We start from the raw sequence: 15,707 nt of genomic DNA on the forward strand, positions 1-15,707 counted from the left end.
TCCGGATGACAGGTGCCTTTGCATCAATTTCGCATTGAATTCACGGTACCAGCTACCTTCTTCATGGCGGACGATCCGCTTCCGATCCAAAAAGCCGCCAGGATCAATGCGGCCGCCAGGTAGACGGCGGAGGCTCCCACCCACATGATCAAGCCACCAAGCTGCTGGTCTTCGAGGCCGGTCAGATTCCATTGTGACGCCACCGAGTTCCTCGGAACAAATATGTCATTTTTTGACAGGGCCAGAATCGCGCCAAGCAGCCCGCAATGCATGGAGGTGAAGAACAGATAGAAGACCGATGCGCCGTAGCCTCTCCTGCGCGTACGGCCATTCAGCAAAGCCCACCAGAAGAGCAGCGCACTTGCCAGGAAACTGAAATGCTGCAGCCAGTGCATCGGCTCGCTTCCAAGCGCGGCATCGAAAAGGAACGGCATGTGCCATGACCAGATGGCAAGGCCGTGCAGAATCGTTGCGGAGGCAGGCTCGGTCAGGCCTCGCCATGTCGTTCGCGCAACGGGCCATCGCGCCCCGCGCGCCAGGCGCCGCCGAATGGCAGGCGGGAACGCCCACAACATGGCGCCGAGCGGTCGCGACAGGACAAGTGGAGGAGCCGCGGCGACCATCAGCGCCTCGTGCTCGATCATATGCGCTGAAAAGAGCCGCTCGCCCAGTTCATGCAGCGGCGACATGAGGGCCGCGGCAAGCGCAGCCCAACCCGTCGCGAAGCAGGCCAATTGCCACCACGCGACGCCGCGCCCCATTCCTGCCTGCCGCCAAAGCCGCACTACGCCACAGATGTATAGTAGCAATGCAAGGCAGAGCGGGATGAAGGCCATACCGGAGACCGGCCAGCCGCTCGGTGTTTCACCCGCGCCATGCGCGAGCGCGACTGCCGGCGCCATGCATAGTGCCGAAGCAACCGCTCTGACCAATTGCGGCTTACGGATGTGGAGGACCACCTGCATCAGAGCCTCGGCACCCAATAGACGATTCCATAAAGCGGCAGCCACGACAGCACGACAAAATACCAGTAAAAAGCATTGTCTTCGGCATCGCTGAAACGTTTGCCCCTCCCATGCTGCGTGAACATCAGCACGGCCAGCACGAGGGTGTCGGCGACGTCGGTCAGCACATGCACCCCGTGCAAGCCGAGAAGGAGCCAGACAAAGGAACCGTACGCATTGTCGCTCCAGCGTACCGGCAAGGCCGAGAATTCCATGATACGGAGCCCAACAAGCACCAACCCGACCGCGCTCATGACCAGCAGCAGCAGACGGACCGAGCGCAAGCTCTCCCGCATCGCTGCTCGTCTTATCAGGAAATTCGGCAGCGCACTGAGGACAAGAACGACCGTGAAAAGCCCGGACCAGAATGGGTTCAAAGGAACCGCGTCCTTCGCCCAATGCGTGTTGGTGACGGCCAGATAAAGATAGCCGCCGATGCCGAGGGCGAAGCCAGTTCCCTCCAGCAAACAGAACGAGAAGGTCCCCCACCAGGGCGTGACGCGAGACCCGAAAGCATAGGTCGGCAGACCGGAGACGTCGATGACGGTGCGGGCCATCTAAACGTTCTCCTCGGTGGTTTTCGGCCAGAACCAGGCGACCAGGACAATGGCGACGACCGGTGAGCCCCAGGTGACCGCCCAAGGCGTGTAGATCGAACCGATGAAGGCGACGGCGGTGGCGAACGCCGCCAGAAAGGGCCAGATCGAGGGCGCCGGCGATTCCTCGCGAATGTCAGGCCGAGCCTCGGTGATGCTCGTCACGATGAGTTCACGCTCATCGACCTTGAGGCCACCGACCACCGACTTTTCGTCGCCCCGATCCCACAACGGCGAGCAGCTTGTGATGCAGGGGATGCGGTCGAAGTTCTGCGGCTGGGGTGGCGAGTTGGCCGCCCATTCCAGCGTGTCGGCGCCCCAGGGATTATCGCCGGCAGAGGCACCCGAACGGGCGCTGACGACCATGTTCCAGAGCATCAGCAGGAAGCTTACGAAGAACAACAGCGCACCAGCGCTGGCGAGCAGGTTGAGCCCGCCCCAGCCCATCTCCGCGGGATAGGTATAGACCCTGCGCGGCATGCCATGCAGGCCGAGCAGGTGCATTGGAAAAAAGGCGGTATTGAAGCCGATGAAGGCAAGGGTGAACTGCCATTTGCCGAGCCGCTCATCCATCAGCCGGCCGGTTACTTTCGGGAACCAGTAGTAGATCGCCGCGACAAGCGGAAAGACAGTGCCGCCGATCAGCACATAGTGGAAATGGGCGACGACGAAATAGGTATCGTGCACCTGCGTATCGATTGGTACCGACGCCAGCATGACACCCGAGAGCCCGCCCGCGACAAAGATGAAGAAGAAACCGAGCACGAAGATCAGCGGCGTCTTGAGCACCGGCTTGCCGTCCCACAGCGTCGCGATCCAACAGAATATCTGGACACCGTTCGGAATGGCGATCGCCATGCTGGATGCGGTGAAGAATGCGGCGCCTATCTCGGGTAAGCCGGTTACGAACATGTGGTGAACCCACAAGCCAAAGGACAGGAAGCCGATTGCAATCAGCGACAGCACCATCGGCAGATAGCCGAAGACCGGCCGCCTGGAGAATGTTGCGACGATCGCCGAAACGAAAGCGGTTCCAGGCAGGAAGATGATGTAGACTTCGGGGTGGCCGAAGAACCAGAAAAGATGCTGCCACAGCAGCGGATCGCCGCCTGCATCAGCATTGAAAAACTGCGTGCTGACCAGCCGGTCCATGATCAGCATCGATGAAGCGAGCATGACCGCCGGCATGGCGAAAATGATGATGAAAGAATGGACAAGCATGGTCCACACGAAGAGTGGGATGCGGTCGAGTGTCATGCCCGGCGCACGCTGCTTCAGGACTGTGACGACGATCTCCACCGATACCGCAAGCGCGGCGACTTCGGTAAAGGTGATCATCTGCGCCCAGTAGTCAGGTCCCTTGCCTGGAGTGAAATCCAAGTTCGCAAGGGGCACATAAGAGAACCAGCCGACATCCGGGCGGATGCTCAAAGCGAAACCGCCCCACAACATCAGGCCGCCGAACAGATAGACATAATAGGAGAAGGCATTGAGGCGCGGGAAGGCGATGTTGCGGGTGCCGACCATGAGCGGCACCAGGTAGACTGCAAAAGCCTCGCCGACCGGCACGCCGAACAGGAACATCATCGTCGTGCCATGCATGGTGAAAAGCTGGTTGTAGAGCTCGGCGCCGACGAGGTGGCTGTCTGGCCGGGCGAGCTGCAGCCGCATGATGATCGCCAGAATGCCGCCGGCCAAAAGAAAGGCGAAGGCCGTCACGGCGTAGCGGATGCCGATGATCTTGTGATCGACGGTCGAGAGAATGCCGATCAGACCGCGCGGCGTGGCCCAAGTCGTGTTCAACCTTGCGCGCAGTTCCTCGTCACCCAGGTCGGTGTCGCGGGTCTCGTGGCGTTCTTTGACCGCCAAGCTCATTGCGAGCTCTCCGACAGGGTCGCGGACCGAGCCGACCCGGCCGAGGCAACGACGCGTTGCTTCGCAAGATGAGCCATCGACTTGGCTGGCGCCGCTTGACCAATGCGCCAGCGTTCGAACTCGTGCGGCTCCATTGCCACCACGAAGATCGCCATATGCGCATGCTGCTGACCGCAGAATTCGGCACATTGGCCGCGATATATGCCTGGCTTATCCGCTTCGATCCTGAGTTCGTTGCTTTTGCCAGGAATGAGATCGAGCTTGCCGGCGAGGCTTGGTATCCAGAAAGAGTGGATGACATCCGCGGTGGCGAGTTTGATGTCGACGGGGGCGCCAACCGGAATATGAATCTCGTTTGCCGTCTCGAAACCTTCGTTCCCCTCGTAGCGGACTTGCCACCACCACTGGTGTCCTACGACCGAGATTTTCAGCGCGGTCCCAGCCCCACTCCCGAAAATCGTCTTCTGTCCGCCGAAGCTGAGCACGGCCAACCCTGAGAGGATGAGGGTGCTCGATGCCAGCATCGCGGCAAAGGCGATTTTCATAGCTGGTTTGATTGGTGGATGGGCTTCCGCAGACTCGCCGCGACTGCCGCGCCTGCGCGCCAGCGCGAGCAGCAGCCCGGCCATGGTGAAGAGCCAGACGACACCGAGCACCGCCGTGAAGGTCCAGAACAAAACAGCCAGGGCGTCGGCCTGTCCGCCATGCGGATCGAGGACCGACTGCATGCCGGTGCAGCCCGAGACGGCAACGGAGCAGGCAGTGCCGACGAGACCTCGTAACGCCGTCGCTCCCCTTTGGGAGACTTTCGGAAACGGAGGAAACACGGCATCCGGAACTCTCCGGTTCCGTTCCGTGTTGTTGGGTTGATCCGAGGCCGAGGAAGCGGAGCCGTGAGTCTCAGAGACGACATGAGGGTTTTCCGTGAGCCCGGATTTTACCTTGCGACATTCCTCGCCTTCTGCCTGGTCGGTGGCGTGCTTCTGTTTTGCGGCATCTATGCGCCATAGGTTCAGCAGATGCCTGGGGCGATCGCCCGCCCCGAAATTCTGCATCTCATGAGCCTGCCAGGAATCCATTCAGCGTGCTTCACCTAGAGGAGGATGCTTCAGCCGGCTCTCCGCTTTACACGGCCGTCGGCGCGCTTTGGGAACTGGCAGCAAGGAATAAAGTTCCTTGGGGCTGACCTCGACCTGCCCCGCAGCATCGGCCTTCTCCGCTCTCGGTTCCACGAACGGCCCATCGTGGTCATTGATGACCTTCGGAACGCCTGGAGAAAAAGGCCGATACCGCCCGTATATCGTCGTCCGTGAGGCGTTGGGCCGCGGTCGCCATGATACGCCAGAAGCGCGTGCCGCCTCGGCTCTCGGACCGGAACAGCTTCAGTTGCCGTTCGAGATATGGGGCATGCTGACCATCAAGGCGCGGATAGGCTGGATTTTTGTCAGAGCCGATGTGACAGCCGGAACAGGCAGGTACGTTCCGCTCCGGAATTCCGGCTGTCGCGATTTTCCTCCCCTTGTCGATCAGTTCCGCCGGCATCTGATCGCGGTCCCCCGGAATCGGTGGCTGCGCAGCAAAATGCCGGGCAAGCGTGGCCATCTCGGCAGAAGCGACCCCCGTCACCGGCAAAGCCATGAAGCCACTCGCGCGATCGCCTCTGGCAAAGGCCTCTAGGCTGCCGAGCAGGTAAGCTTCCTTCTGCCCGGCCAGCGCGGGCACGAGATCGCCCCTGCCCCCGCCGTCGTTTCCGTGGCAGCGCGTGCAGTCGGCGAGGGCATCTGGAGTGGCAAGCGGCCGATCCTCGCCGATTGCGTCTCCGGCATCAAAGGCAAGCGCCCGAAATTCATTCGCATCAAGCTTCGGAAGTTCCCGCAGGAAGGCAACCATTGCCCAGACTTCATCATCGCGGTCACGGGCCGGCCAGGCGGGCATGCCGGTGAAACGTATTCCATGCTTGACGATCCGAAAAAGTTGGGCGTCTGTCCAGTCTCCAACCGCGAGCGCAAGGTCCGGCGGTTGCGGAAGCATCCGCAGCACCGCCGGCGAGCGGAGCTCGCCAGGTGCGCCGTGGCAGATCGCGCAGCCTCGCGCAAAATGCCCGGCTGCCGCCGGGAGCGCGCGCCGGTCAAGAGTCTTCGGAGCATCCACCGCCAATGCATAGGTGCGCACGGCCGAGCGCATGGCGAGTTGAAGGAACCAGGCCGTCACTTTCCAATGGCCGCTGCTGGCACCGACGTTGAAAAAGCCGATCCACGCTCCAAGCAATATAACGACAGGCAGACCGATGGCGCCGAACACGACATGCTTCAGGCGGATCATCGTCGGCTGATCCTTCACCCGGTTAACGGCATCTTGACCCGAGGCAGCATTGGACGGCTTGGACGAGGAACGGGGTCGAGACCCAGGCATCACTGCAAGGCCTTCAGGTATCGCGCGATCGTCTGGATTTCGGTTTGCGGTAGCATATCGAATGCCGGCATTTTCACGCCTGGCTTCAACAGATCGGGTCGAGCGATGAATCTCGCGATGGCTTCATCGGTATTGGGCAGAACGCCGGCACCGATCGCCCTTCGCGATCCGACGTGGGACAGGTCCGGGCCAATCGTCCCGTCAGCCTCGGTGCCTCTTATGGTGTGGCATGCGCCGCAGCCGTTGCGCAGGAACAGAAATAACCCACCGGCGGACGGGTCTTGAGATGCAGTGGGGCCCTGAAGCTGGGGGGCAGTCAGAGCTATCGGCGCGATCGGAGGCTTGACGATCTGCGCCCGTTGATGGCCGAGTTCCTCGGCTGCGACCCAGTTGCCGCCCTTGGCAAGAAGCCAAAACGCGCAACCGGCCAGAAGGCCGATATTTGCGGACATGACAATCGCCCTCGCGCTTTAACTTCGCAGGATGGGCGAGGTTCCATTCCCGCATTTCAGAAGCCGCTCCCCTTCTCAAGTTCGACATTAGCGCGCCATCGGGAGTGTTGACCGGCGACCAGCACAATTTTTCAGACGGCAAGGAACATTCCTGGCCGATCCTAGTTCGGCGGCGAGGAACTTACCTCCAACAGCAGAGGCGGCGGTTTCGTGACATCCAAAAAAGTTCGCATCGGCATCGTCGGCGTTGGCAATTGCGCATCCTCCCTTGTGCAAGGCCTCACCTACTATCGCGAGGCAAAAAGCAACGAGCCGATACCGGGGCTGATGCATGCCGATCTCGGCGGCTATCATGTCGAGGACATCGAGGTCGTCTGCGCCTTTGACATCGCAAAGAGCAAGGTAGGGCGCGATGTATCCGAAGCGATCTATAGCGCCCCGAACAACACCTTCCGGTTTGCCGATGTGGCTCCGATTGGCGTACGTGTGGAACGAGGCCCGACGCTCGACGGCATCGGCAAATACCTGCGCGATGAAATCGAGGAAGCTGATGAACCCGTCGCCGATGTGACCGCGAGCCTCCGAGAAAGCGGAACCGAGGTACTGGTTTCGTACCTGCCGGTCGGCTCTGAAGCGGCGACCCGTTTCTATGCCGAATGCGCGCTGGGAGCCGGTTGCGCTTTCATCAACTGTATACCGGTCTTCATTGCCTCGCGGCCCGAATGGCGGCGGCGTTTCGAGGAGCGTGGGCTCCCCCTCGTCGGCGACGACATCAAAAGCCAGGTGGGCGCCACCATTATTCACCGGCTGCTCGCCAATCTGTTCCGGGAGCGCGGGGTGCGTATCGACCGCACCTACCAGCTCAATTTCGGCGGCAACACAGATTTCCTCAACATGCTGGAGCGGGAGCGGCTGGAATCCAAGAAGATTTCCAAGACGCAATCGGTCACCAGCCAGATCGATGTTCCGCTCGAACCGGACAACATCCATGTCGGACCCAGCGACCATGTACCTTGGCTCACCGATCGCAAATGGGCCTACATCCGCGTCGAAGGTACGACTTTTGGCGGTGTGCCGCTGAATGCCGAGCTCAAGCTGGAAGTGTGGGACTCGCCCAACTCGGCAGGCGTGGTGATCGATGCCGTGCGCTGCGCCAAACTTGCCCTCGATCGCGGCATTGCGGGGGCGCTCACGGGGCCTTGCAGTTATTTCATGAAGTCGCCGCCGGAGCAGTTCACCGACGCCGAGGCCCGCCTGCGCACGCTCGCCTTCATCGCCGGCAGGGACGAGCCGATGCTCGATGCCGCCGAATGACCACGATCTTCTTTCTTATCCGGCATGCCGAGCACGATGATGTCGGCCGCTCCCTGCCCGGCCGCCTGCTCGATGTCAATCTCGGCCGCGCCGGTGAATCACAGGCGCTGCAACTCGCGGGCCGCATGGCGAAAGAGCCGCTCGCCGGGATCTTGAGCAGCCCACGCAAGCGCACCTTGGAAACCGCGAAACCTATCGCGGTCGCGTGTAGCATCGAGCAGATCTCGATCCGTCAGGAATTGGATGAGATCGACTACGGGGCGTGGTCCGGCAAAACGTTCGAAGAATTGAATGGCGATGCCGCCTGGCGAATGTGGAACGACCAACGGCAAAATGCGCGCACACCGAACGGCGAGACCATGCAGGATACGCAGCAGCGGGTCATCGGGCTGATGGATGCGCTTCGCCAACAAAACCCAAACCGATGCGTTGCGCTGATCAGCCATGCGGACGTCATCAAGGCCGCGGTGTGCAAAGTTCTTGGTCTTCAGCTCGGCGACTGTTTCCGTTTCGACATCGAGCCGGCCTCGATCACCACCATTGTCCATGGCGACTGGGGTTCAAAGCTCATTCGCCTGAACGAAATCGCGTGACGGGAGCTGTCCGGTGCGGATGGTGATCTTCGGCCTCACTGTCACCTCCTCCTGGGGAAACGGGCATGCCACGCTCTGGCGCGGACTGATACGCGCGTTGGCACCACTCGGCTGGTGCATCAGTTTCTTCGAACACGATACGCCATATTACGCCGGCGCAAGGGATATCCACCACCTCGACGGCGGCGATGTCGTGCTCTATCCAGACTGGAATGACATTGCCCCGACCGCGGCTATCGCGGTCGGCGAGGCTGACGTTGTGATCGTTACCTCCTACTGCCCGGACGCTGTTGAAGCCTCACGCCTTGCGCAAGAGAGCTGCCGCGGGCTGAAAGTGTTTTACGATCTCGACACCGCGGTGACGCTGGCACGCATCGAACAAGGCGACCAGCCATCCTATTTCGACTCTGAGGGCCTTCGCGATTTTGATCTGGTGCTGAGCTACACGGGTGGCCCGGCGCTCGATGCACTCAAGACCATGCTGGGCGCGCGTCTCGTCATGCCGCTCTACGGCCATGTTGACCCCGACCGCCACCGGCCGGCACAGCCCAAGCCCGAGTTCGCCGGCGATCTCTCCTATCTCGGAACCTATGCCGAAGATCGTCAGGCTGGCGTCGAAACATTGCTGGTCGCGCCAGCTATCCGGATGCCGGGTTGCCGCTTCGTAATCGGCGGGGCGCAATACCCGCAGGATTTCCCGTGGAGCGACAACATCTTCTTTGTCAGGCATCTGCCACCTGCTGACCATCCCGCCTTCTTCTGCTCGTCGCGCCTGACCCTGAACGTCACCCGCGAAGCGATGGCGTGCAAAGGCTGGTGTCCCTCCGGCCGACTGTTCGAAGCCGCAGCCTGCGGCGCAGCGATCATTTCCGATGACTGGCCGGGCATCGACAGCTTCTTCAAGCCCGGCACCGAAATCGTGCTTGCCCATTCTACCGACGACGTGGTCGCTGCGCTCGGTTTGTCGGATGCAGAGCTCGGGGCGCTACGCCGCCAAGCCCGCGAGCGCGTCCTCGATGAACACACATCGACGCGCCGCGCCGCGGAACTGAACCGGATCCTGAACGAGGCAGTTCAGGCGCAAGCGAGCGAACCTGTGAAGGAAGCCGTCTGATGTTAGGTATCGTGCCTGCCGCCGGACGAGGCAGCCGCATTCAACCGCTTGGCTTTTCCAAGGAACTGCTGCCGGTGGGTAGCCGAATGGACGGGCAAACCGAACGTCCCTGCGCCGTCAGCGAATATCTGGTGCGCAGGATGGTGCGCAACGGCGTCGACAGGGTCTGCTTCATCATTGGCTCGGGCAAGTCGGACATCCTCGAATATTATGCCGCCGGCTATGACAGGGCAGCCGCCATCTTCGTAGCGCAGCCGTCTCCAGTCGGCCTTTGCGATGCGATCTTCCGTGCCGCGCCGATCGTTGCCCCGGACGAGACGGTGCTGATCGGTCTCCCAGACACGATCTGGTTCCCCGAGGACGGCTTCTGCCATCTTCCGGATAACCAGCTGTCCTTCCTCCTGTTTCCTGTAGAGCAGCCGCAGCTTTTCGACGCCGTGGTCATCGATCAGCATGGCCGTGTCGAGCAGATCCAGGTCAAACAGCGGGATGCAGCCACGAACTGGATCTGGGGAGCATTCAAGATGCCGGCTCGCATCTTTCACCGGCTTGCCACGCTCTGGCGCGAACGGGACGGCCGCGACGAATACTTTGGAACGCTGGTCAATGCTTATCTTGCCGCCGGAGGTGAGGCCTGGGGCGTCAAGGCGGGGTCGGCCTACGTCGATGTCGGGACATTCAACGGCTACCGGACGGCGCTCCGGCTGCTCGAAAACAACGACGCCTCGGACGACGAAGGCGCGCCGATATTCATGCCGTCGAGCCGCTCGCAAGTACCATCCTTGCCAGGCGAAGGAGGCTGATCATGCCGCATTCCGACGCGGAGATACGCCGTCGCATCGATGCGCTTGGCCCCTGGTTCCACAACATGGAGCTGGCGGGCGTGCAGACAGCGCCCGACCATTTCCTGGGCAACTATCCGTTGATCAAATGGCAGAAGTTCGCGGACGCGATCCCGGCGGATCTCTCGGGCAAGTCCGTGCTCGATATCGGCTGCAATGCCGGCTTCTATTCGATCGAAATGAAGAGACGAGGCGCCGATCGCGTGCTCGGGATCGATTTCGACCCAGCTTATCTGACGCAGGCGCGCTTCGCCGCCGAAATCGCGGATTGCGACATCGAATTCCGTGAGCTGTCGGTCTACGATGTCGCCGCTCTCGGCGAGAGTTTCGATATCGTACTATTCATGGGCGTCTTCTATCACCTGCGCCACCCGTTGCTGGCGCTGGACCTGATCCGCCAGCACGTCGCGCCAGACCTGATGATTTTCCAATCGATGCAACGCGGGAGCGGCGAGGTCCCCGCGCTCGAACAAAACTACCATTTCTGGACGCACGAGCTGTTCGATCGGCCAGAATTCCCAAAGCTGCACTTCGTCGAGCACCGCTATGCCGATGATCCGACCAATTGGTGGATCCCGAACCGCGGCTGCATCGAGGCAATGCTGCGCAGCGCCGGCTTCGAGATCCTGCTTCACCCGGAGGACGAGGTCTATTTCTGCCGTGCCTCCGGTGAGCCGGCGGGCGGAGGTGCAGTCTATCCCGCGAAAGGACGAAGCGATGAAAGGACGAAGCGATGATTGAAGCCGCCATGATCTGGAACGAGCCCAACAACAAGTCCCACTGGGATCCCGAGCTCGATCCGGACTGGAGTCGCTTCGCCAGCATGGCGATCCAGGCAGCCGATGCGATCGGTCTCGAAAACCCGGCAATCACCCGCGTCCTTGGCGGTATCTCGCCTATAGATGCCGGCTTCATGTCCCTGATGAAGGGGTTTGGGGTACTCGATCACGTGGACGCCGTCGCCGTGCATGGCTTCCCGCTCGACTGGAATCTTTGGCAGATGCATGAATGGCCGCAAAAGCTTGGCGAGATCGCCGAAGTCACCGATCTGCCGATCTGGATCAGCGAAGCCGGCGTGTCGAGTTTCGGCGCCGAGGAGATTCAGGTCTGGGGTCTGCGCCGGACGGCGGAGTTGCTGCGCGGCAACGCGCCCCGCGTGCAATGGTATAGCCTTTATGACTTGCCTCACGCGTGGGGAGCGACGACGCGGCATCGTGAGGTGGAAGGCTCCTCTTACTACCGTCATTTCTACATGGGTCTGCTGCGCGAGGATGGCACGCCCAAGCCGGCTCTCGATGAATTCCTGCGCCACACTCCAGAGATGGGGTTGGTCCAGTGGTTCCATTTCGAAGACCACCGGCTGGACGACGCGGTCGCCTGGATGAAGCGCCTGGGCGTCACCAATCTGCGCACCGGCCTTTCCTGGGCCGACAGCTTCAGACCGAACGCGCTCGACTGGTTCGACCGCCAGATGGAAGCGCTCGCCGAATTCGACGTCACCGTCACTTTTTGCTTCACGCCCGAACATCGCGGCCTGCAGCCTCATCACACCAGCCCACCACAGATGCCCGAAGAATTCGCCGAGTTCTGTGCCACGATGATCCGCCGTTATGCGCCTGCCGTGCGCGATGCCACCATGCCGGCGCGGCGGGCCTCGGCCGCGTGAGATTATCATGTCGTCCGCCGGTCACCCATCAAATGCGCTGGCCGAATTCGCTACCTTGCTAACCTGCAAGGACATCGCTCCGGGTTCCGGCATAATGATTGTGGTGGCGCATCCAGATGACGAAGCAATCGGAATCGGCGGCCATCTTGCCAGGCTGTCTGGATGTCGGATCGTGCACGTAACGGACGGTGCGCCGCGCAATCTTGTTGACGCAAGAGCCTGTGGCTTCGAGACGCGGCAAGACTACGCTTATGCCCGTCGCGCGGAATTGGAGGCCGCGTTGTCTATCGCGGGCTTGTCGTCAGCGAACCTGGTCTCCCTCGACTATCCCGATACCGAAGCGGCCATGCATCTCGCCCACCTGGCGCAGGAGCTGGCCTGCCTCTTTGCCGCTGGCGAAATCAGCTTTGTCTGCACGCACCCCTTCGAAGGAGGGCATCCCGATCACGACGCCACCGCCTTTGCAGTGCACGCGGCCTGCCACTTGCTGCGCCGCGACCGGTACCCGACACCTGCCATCATTGAAATGGCGTTCTATGCCGCCGGGGAAGACGGCCCGATTTTCCAGAATTTCGTCACCAGTATCGGGGCAGATGCCCTCGAGGTTTGCCTGACCGAACCTGCCTTTCGGCGAAAGCAAGCCATGCTGGCCTGCCACAAGACGCAGCAGTTGACGCTGGCGCCATTCTTCAGTTCGACCGAGCGCTTTCGGCTGGCACCCGCCTACGACTTCCGCGCGCTGCCTAATAACGGGAGGCTCTACTATCAATCGCTGCCGTTGGGATTCGACCCAGCAACGTGGCTGAGCGCAGCGGCTGCCGCGCATCAGGGGCTTCGGCTTGATCAGCCATGACGCTCACCGTGCTCAATGTCGCTTATCCGCTTGCGCCCGTCGGCCTCGATGCGGTCGGTGGTGCTGAGCAGGTGCTGTCTTGCCTGGATCGCGCGCTGGTGCAGCAAGGTCATCGCTCCATCGTCGTCGCCTGCACAGGTTCCAGCGCAGCCGGCACCCTGGTGGAGACGCCTGCCGAAACAGGTGCGCTCGACGAGACGGCAAAGGGCCGCGCCCAGCGCGCGCATCGCGCTGCTATCGCTGCCGCCCGGGCGCGCTGGCCGATTGACGTGGTGCACCTGCACGGCATCGATTTCGACGCCTACCTACCTGACGACGGTCCGACACTCGTGACACTACACCTGCCGCTCGCCTGGTACCGGCAAGAAGTCCTGATGCCGACCCGTGAAGACCTGTGGCTGCATGCGGTATCAGACGCGCAGCAAAGAACCGCGCCGGCTGGTTCCAGGCTGATTGCTCCCATTCCAAATGGCGTCGACATTGATGCGCTGTATAAGCCGCGATTGCGTCGCGATTTCGCGCTTGTGCTGAGCCGAGTTTGCCCGGAAAAGGGCATCCATCTGGCGATTGAAGCTGCCAAGCGCGCCAGAGCGCCGCTTGCCATCGGCGGCCAAATATATCCCTACGCCACGCATGTCCAGTATTTCACCGACGAAGTGAGGCCGCGCCTCGACAGGCGACGGCGCTTCCTGGGACCGCTCGGATTTTCTGCCAAGCGGCGGCTTCTCAATTCAGCCCGGTGCCTGCTCATTCCGAGCCTTGCAGCGGAAACGAGCTCGCTCGTCGCCATGGAGGCGCTCGCCTGCGGCACCCCAGTCGTCGCCTTTCCGAACGGGGCTTTACCCAATGTCGTCGAGCACGGCACGACCGGATTTCTCGTCAACGACATCGATGAGATGGCGGCAGCCATCAATAACTCGGCCAACCTTGACAACGAGAGGTGTCGGGCAGACGCGCAGCGCCGGTTTGCGCTTGATCGCATGGTTGCGGCCTATATGGATGCCTATCGGGCGCTGGCAAAGCTCGGCGCTTCCGGCGCCGGGTTGAGGGCAGCCCAGTGAGCGGCCTGCGCGCCGATGTGATCCGAGACCAAGCCGCGTTCGATGATCTCGAGCCGCATTGGTGGCCACTTTGGTCCCGAAGCACCTCCGCGACGCCTTTCCAGTCACCCGCTTGGCTATTGCCGTGGTGGCGGACATTCTCGCCGGGTGATCTCTCCGCGATCGCCATCTGGAGCAGAAACGATCTCGTCGGTCTGGCGCCCCTCTATCGCGAACCGCGTGCCTCCGGCTGGCTGCTGCTGCCGGTCGGAATCTCGCTGAGTGACTATCTCGATATTTTATGCGCGCCCGGTCGAGAAGCAGAGGTAAGCTATGTTATCGCCGAGGCGGCACTCTCGCTGGAATGGTCGAAATGGGTCCTTCCGGACCTGCCGGCTGAGGCTGCTTCCCTCCGCTTTAATCTGCCGAACGTCGCTGAGAACCGATTCCCGAACCATGCCGCTTGTCCGGTGCTCTCGCTTGCCCGCGGTGAGACACTTGCACGCCCGATACCTTCGCGGCGACGGCGCCAACTGCGCCGCGCCGAAAGAGCCGCGCAACGGCGAGGACGAGTAGCCATTGAGCGATACGAGGCCGATCCACGGACATTCATGGATCAATTGGTCCGGCTGCACAACGCCCGTTGGGCCGGACAAGGTGTGCTCACGCACATCGCACAGGATTTCCATAGGATGGCACTGCCTCGCCTCGCCGCGAATGGTCTGGCGAGATGCTGGCTGATCGAGATCGGCGACACTGTCGTTGGTGCGTACTACGGGTTCCATCACCGCTGTCGCGCCTATGCGTATCTCGGTGGTTTCGACCCGGCCTATGCCGCGGAGAGCCCTGGCGCGATCCTAATCGGCACGGCCATTACCGAAGCCGTTCGAGAGGGGGCACGGGAGTTCGATTTTCTGCGCGGCCGGGAGAGCTACAAATATGGCTGGGGAGCAGTGGATCAATGGACGACACAAAGGGTCTGGAGCCGGAGCGCGTCACCATGACAGTCGCAGAACAAGAGAGGACCGTGCGGCGCGTTCTCGAGAATTGCATGGCGAGCGACATCTCCGCCGAAGTCGCAATTGCCAGATTAGCTCTCTACCTGCGGACGGGTATCGAGGCGGCAGAGCTGGCTGATATCGCACTGGACATGCGTTCATCGGCCCTCTGCCGGAGAGGCTGGCTCGAGGAGGTAGCTGTGCTTCTGTCTCGCAAGGGAGATGTCTTTGACAGTCTGCGATTGACGGCAGCTTCCGTGAGTCATGACCGCAGTGACGACGAAACGCGTGAGATGACTGTCAGCCGGCTGGCCAGTGGCTTTGATCAGGCGGCCGTCATTTCGCCAGCTGCAAGCGTCCAGCTCTCGTCCCTCGGCGATGAGGAAAGGCTTTCAGCTGCGACGGCCGAGATCGCCTCTTGGCTTGAGCAACGAGGCTTTTTGGGCACAGGCAAGGCGATACTCGACATCGGTTGTGGCATAGGCCGGTTCGAATGCGCGCTCCACACGAGGGCAAAACATATTGTCGGCATCGACATCTCCTCCAAGATGCTCGCGATTGCGCGCCGGCGGTGCGCGGGCCTCGTCAACGTGAAGTTCCGCCGGACCTCAGGCCTCGACCTTGGCGAATTTGCCGCCGGCCGCTTTGATGGTGTGCTGGCGGTAGACAGTTTCCCCTATCTGATGCTCGCCGGTGTCGCCGAGCGGCACTTCAGCGAAATGGCACGCGTATTGCGGCCGGGAGGAATGGCAATAATTCTCAACTACTCGTATCGGATGTCATCGGCCCTCGATTCCTCCGATATCCGGCGTCTCGCCCACACATGCGTCATGGACGTCATCGTCGATGGCGAGAAGCCTTTCCGTCGCTGGGACGGCACGGCGTTTCTTGTTCGCCGTTCCGGCGGAACATAACCGGGATACCGAAGTTGGGATGCCAAACCACGCT

16 protein-coding genes are annotated in these 15,707 nt (G+C 61.5%); 10 read left to right on the top strand and 6 right to left on the bottom strand.

Translation table 11 applies throughout. The features are described from left to right. Positions 1–23 precede the first annotated feature (23 nt). The 6 genes from P9236_RS15415 to P9236_RS15440 form a co-directional block, all read right to left on the bottom strand. The gene (locus P9236_RS15415; protein ID WP_278075480.1) at positions 24–965 is read right to left on the bottom strand and encodes a cytochrome c oxidase assembly protein; all 942 of its coding nucleotides are present in this window, start codon (positions 963–965) and stop codon (positions 24–26) included. Further along, positions 965–1,561, bottom strand: coding sequence for a cytochrome c oxidase subunit 3 (locus P9236_RS15420; protein WP_278075481.1), 597 nt, complete (start codon positions 1,559–1,561; stop codon positions 965–967). The genes P9236_RS15415 and P9236_RS15420 overlap by 1 nt, the downstream gene beginning before the upstream one ends. Further along, positions 1,562–3,475: a cytochrome c oxidase subunit I gene (gene ctaD, locus P9236_RS15425; RefSeq protein WP_278075482.1), complete on the bottom strand. Its 1,914-nt coding sequence runs from the start codon at positions 3,473–3,475 to the stop codon at positions 1,562–1,564. It abuts the gene before it with no gap. Further along, the gene (gene coxB / locus P9236_RS15430; RefSeq protein WP_278075483.1) at positions 3,472–4,554 is read right to left on the bottom strand and encodes a cytochrome c oxidase subunit II; all 1,083 of its coding nucleotides are present in this window, start codon (positions 4,552–4,554) and stop codon (positions 3,472–3,474) included. Before coxB ends, ctaD begins: the two co-directional genes overlap by 4 nt. A gap of 169 nt (positions 4,555–4,723) precedes the next feature. Then, on the bottom strand, positions 4,724–5,797 hold the full coding sequence (locus tag P9236_RS15435; protein ID WP_278075484.1) for a c-type cytochrome: 1,074 nt from the start codon (positions 5,795–5,797) through the stop codon (positions 4,724–4,726). Positions 5,798–5,886: 89 nt separating this feature from the next. After that, positions 5,887–6,339, bottom strand: a complete 453-nt coding sequence (locus P9236_RS15440; protein WP_278075485.1) for a c-type cytochrome — start codon at positions 6,337–6,339, stop codon at positions 5,887–5,889. A gap of 210 nt (positions 6,340–6,549) precedes the next feature. On the opposite strand from P9236_RS15440, the gene P9236_RS15445 reads away from it, so the two are divergent. Genes P9236_RS15445 through P9236_RS15490 form a run of 10 tightly spaced genes read left to right on the top strand, consistent with a single transcriptional unit; the run spans position 6,550 to position 15,673 of the window. Beyond that, the gene (locus P9236_RS15445; protein ID WP_278075486.1) at positions 6,550–7,653 is read left to right on the top strand and encodes an inositol-3-phosphate synthase; all 1,104 of its coding nucleotides are present in this window, start codon (positions 6,550–6,552) and stop codon (positions 7,651–7,653) included. After that, positions 7,650–8,246, top strand: coding sequence for a histidine phosphatase family protein (locus P9236_RS15450; RefSeq protein WP_278075487.1), 597 nt, complete (start codon positions 7,650–7,652; stop codon positions 8,244–8,246). The genes P9236_RS15445 and P9236_RS15450 overlap by 4 nt, the downstream gene beginning before the upstream one ends. A 13-nt stretch (positions 8,247–8,259) precedes the next feature. Further along, a complete protein-coding gene (locus P9236_RS15455; protein ID WP_278075488.1) occupies positions 8,260–9,360 on the top strand; it encodes a glycosyltransferase in 1,101 nt (366 codons plus the stop codon). Beyond that, positions 9,360–10,163, top strand: coding sequence for a nucleotidyltransferase family protein (locus P9236_RS15460; RefSeq protein WP_278075489.1), 804 nt, complete (start codon positions 9,360–9,362; stop codon positions 10,161–10,163). Before P9236_RS15455 ends, P9236_RS15460 begins: the two co-directional genes overlap by 1 nt. Positions 10,164–10,165: 2 nt before the next feature. Continuing rightward, positions 10,166–10,939 (top strand): TIGR04290 family methyltransferase, encoded by a 774-nt coding sequence (locus P9236_RS15465; protein ID WP_278075490.1) that lies wholly within the window; start codon positions 10,166–10,168, stop codon positions 10,937–10,939. Beyond that, on the top strand, positions 10,936–11,868 hold the full coding sequence (locus P9236_RS15470; RefSeq protein WP_278075491.1) for a beta-xylosidase: 933 nt from the start codon (positions 10,936–10,938) through the stop codon (positions 11,866–11,868). The genes P9236_RS15465 and P9236_RS15470 overlap by 4 nt, the downstream gene beginning before the upstream one ends. A 7-nt stretch (positions 11,869–11,875) precedes the next feature. After that, on the top strand, positions 11,876–12,721 hold the full coding sequence (locus tag P9236_RS15475; protein WP_278075492.1) for a PIG-L deacetylase family protein: 846 nt from the start codon (positions 11,876–11,878) through the stop codon (positions 12,719–12,721). Then, a complete protein-coding gene (locus tag P9236_RS15480; protein WP_278075493.1) occupies positions 12,718–13,782 on the top strand; it encodes a glycosyltransferase in 1,065 nt (354 codons plus the stop codon). Before P9236_RS15475 ends, P9236_RS15480 begins: the two co-directional genes overlap by 4 nt. After that, a complete protein-coding gene (locus P9236_RS15485; RefSeq protein WP_278075494.1) occupies positions 13,779–14,765 on the top strand; it encodes a GNAT family N-acetyltransferase in 987 nt (328 codons plus the stop codon). Before P9236_RS15480 ends, P9236_RS15485 begins: the two co-directional genes overlap by 4 nt. After that, entirely contained in the window at positions 14,723–15,673 is a 951-nt protein-coding gene (locus tag P9236_RS15490) for a class I SAM-dependent methyltransferase (RefSeq protein WP_278075495.1), read from the top strand. Before P9236_RS15485 ends, P9236_RS15490 begins: the two co-directional genes overlap by 43 nt. Positions 15,674–15,707: the final 34 nt, after the last annotated feature.

Origin of the sequence: Mesorhizobium sp. WSM4884 (assembly GCF_029625675.1) — a bacterium.
Lineage (GTDB): Bacteria > Pseudomonadota > Alphaproteobacteria > Rhizobiales > Rhizobiaceae > Mesorhizobium.

Bases quoted from the DNA above. Each gene is read 5' to 3' on its own strand.
- P9236_RS15450 (WP_278075487.1), top strand. From the start codon at position 7,650: ATGACCACGATCTTCTTTCTTATCCGGCATGCCGAGCACGATGATGTC.
- P9236_RS15475 (WP_278075492.1), top strand. From the start codon at position 11,876: ATGTCGTCCGCCGGTCACCCATCAAATGCGCTGGCCGAATTCGCTACC.
- P9236_RS15440 (WP_278075485.1), bottom strand. From the start codon at position 6,339: ATGTCCGCAAATATCGGCCTTCTGGCCGGTTGCGCGTTTTGGCTTCTT.
- P9236_RS15435 (WP_278075484.1), bottom strand. From the start codon at position 5,797: ATGATCCGCCTGAAGCATGTCGTGTTCGGCGCCATCGGTCTGCCTGTC.
- P9236_RS15480 (WP_278075493.1), top strand. From the start codon at position 12,718: ATGACGCTCACCGTGCTCAATGTCGCTTATCCGCTTGCGCCCGTCGGC.
- P9236_RS15490 (WP_278075495.1), top strand. From the start codon at position 14,723: ATGGACGACACAAAGGGTCTGGAGCCGGAGCGCGTCACCATGACAGTC.
- P9236_RS15465 (WP_278075490.1), top strand. From the start codon at position 10,166: ATGCCGCATTCCGACGCGGAGATACGCCGTCGCATCGATGCGCTTGGC.
- coxB (WP_278075483.1), bottom strand. From the start codon at position 4,554: ATGGATTCCTGGCAGGCTCATGAGATGCAGAATTTCGGGGCGGGCGAT.
- P9236_RS15460 (WP_278075489.1), top strand. From the start codon at position 9,360: ATGTTAGGTATCGTGCCTGCCGCCGGACGAGGCAGCCGCATTCAACCG.
- ctaD (WP_278075482.1), bottom strand. From the start codon at position 3,475: ATGAGCTTGGCGGTCAAAGAACGCCACGAGACCCGCGACACCGACCTG.
- P9236_RS15415 (WP_278075480.1), bottom strand. From the start codon at position 965: ATGCAGGTGGTCCTCCACATCCGTAAGCCGCAATTGGTCAGAGCGGTT.
- P9236_RS15420 (WP_278075481.1), bottom strand. From the start codon at position 1,561: ATGGCCCGCACCGTCATCGACGTCTCCGGTCTGCCGACCTATGCTTTC.
- P9236_RS15470 (WP_278075491.1), top strand. From the start codon at position 10,936: ATGATTGAAGCCGCCATGATCTGGAACGAGCCCAACAACAAGTCCCAC.